This window comes from Cochlodiniinecator piscidefendens, from assembly GCF_011326755.1.
Taxonomy (GTDB): Bacteria; Pseudomonadota; Alphaproteobacteria; order Rhodobacterales; family Rhodobacteraceae; genus Cochlodiniinecator; species Cochlodiniinecator piscidefendens.
In genome coordinates this window covers 1-1,375 of record NZ_JAAOIE010000020.1, presented here as the reverse complement: position 1 = coordinate 1,375, position 1,375 = coordinate 1, and the positions used below count along the sequence as shown (strand labels likewise).

The window sequence follows — 1,375 nt, the reverse complement described above, 5'->3', positions numbered from 1 at the left end:
GATATAGCTAAAAGTTGGTGATGGCCCCTGAGGGGCGGCATATCATGGCGTTGTTCACGCGCCGCAATTCTCGAAGAGAAAAGGATATGCCACATGACGAAGAGTACCATCACGACGTTGCCCGATCCACATGGATTTTCAGCTGATCCGTTGACAGATATTTTGCGCACCGGGGCGCGTGACTTGATCCAGCAGGCTGTCGAAGCGGAGTTATCAGCTCTTTTGGATGCGCATTCTGGAGACCTCATCGGGGATGGCCGCGCCCGGTTGGTACGCCATGGTCACTTGCCTGAACGCGAGGTCATGACCGGGATTGGTGCGGTGCCGGTTAAAGTACCGCGCGTGCGGGACCGAAGCGACGGCGTAGAGAAAGTTCGTTTCACTTCGACGATCCTGCCACCCTATTTGCGCAAAGCCAAATCCATCGAAGAGCTTTTGCCTTGGCTCTATCTCAAGGGCATTTTCACGGGCGACTTCCAAGAGGCTCTGGCAGCTTTGCTTGGTCCAAATGCTGCGGGTCTGTCATCCACGACGATCTCACGGCTCAAGGCTAACTGGTGGGATGAATACGACCGCTGGCAACGCCGTGATCTCAGCACCCGCCGGTTCGTCTGTATCTGGGCTGATGGTGTCTACTTCCGCCCGCGAATGGCTGAGGAAAAACAATGTGTTCTGGTGCTGATTGGTGCGGGCGAATGGGGCCGCAAGGAGATCATCGGCCTTGCCGATGGCTACCGTGAAAGCACCCAAAGTTGGCCGGAGTTGCTGCTTGATCTGCAGCGGCGCGGACTGACCCATGCGCCTGATCTTGCCATTGGTGATGGTGCTTTGGGCTTTTGGAACGCGCTACGCGAGGTCTTTGGTGCCACGAAAGAACAGCGCTGCTGGTTCCACAAAACTGGCAATATTCTGAATGCGATGCCGAAGTCGGTCCAGGCCAAAGCGAAGGGCCATTTACATGACACCTGGCAGGCAGAGACGCGCGTGGATGCAGAAGTCGCTTTTGACTTCTTCGTCGCAAGCTACGGCGTGAAATACGACAAGGCGGTGGGTAAACTGACCAAAGATCGCAACGTGTTGCTGGCATTTTATGACTTCCCTGCCGAGCATTGGAAACACATCCGCACGACCAATCCGATTGAGAGCACATTCGCCACTGTCCGGCACCGCACAGGCAAAACCAAGGGATGCCTCAGCCGAAAAATGGGCCTCGCTATGGCGTTCAAACTGATGATGTCAGCGCAGCTCAAATGGCGCAAACTCGATGGTGCCAACCGCATGCCTGAGATCATCCAGGGGATTGCAATCAAAGACGGGATCAAACAACTTAACCAAGCCGCCTGATCACACCGTCACCAACTTTCGGGCATACCTC

At 55.4% G+C, this 1,375-nt stretch carries 1 protein-coding gene; it reads left to right on the top strand.

Translation table 11 applies throughout. The features are described 5' to 3' along the window. Nucleotides 1–93 precede the first annotated feature (93 nt). Nucleotides 94–1,344 carry an IS256 family transposase gene (locus G9C99_RS18305; RefSeq protein ID WP_166418983.1) on the top strand — a complete coding sequence of 417 codons (1,251 nt, stop codon included), beginning with the start codon at nucleotides 94–96 and terminating at the stop codon, nucleotides 1,342–1,344. Nucleotides 1,345–1,375 lie beyond the last annotated feature (31 nt).

Bases quoted from the DNA above. Each gene is read 5' to 3' on its own strand.
- G9C99_RS18305 (WP_166418983.1), top strand. From the start codon at position 94: ATGACGAAGAGTACCATCACGACGTTGCCCGATCCACATGGATTTTCA.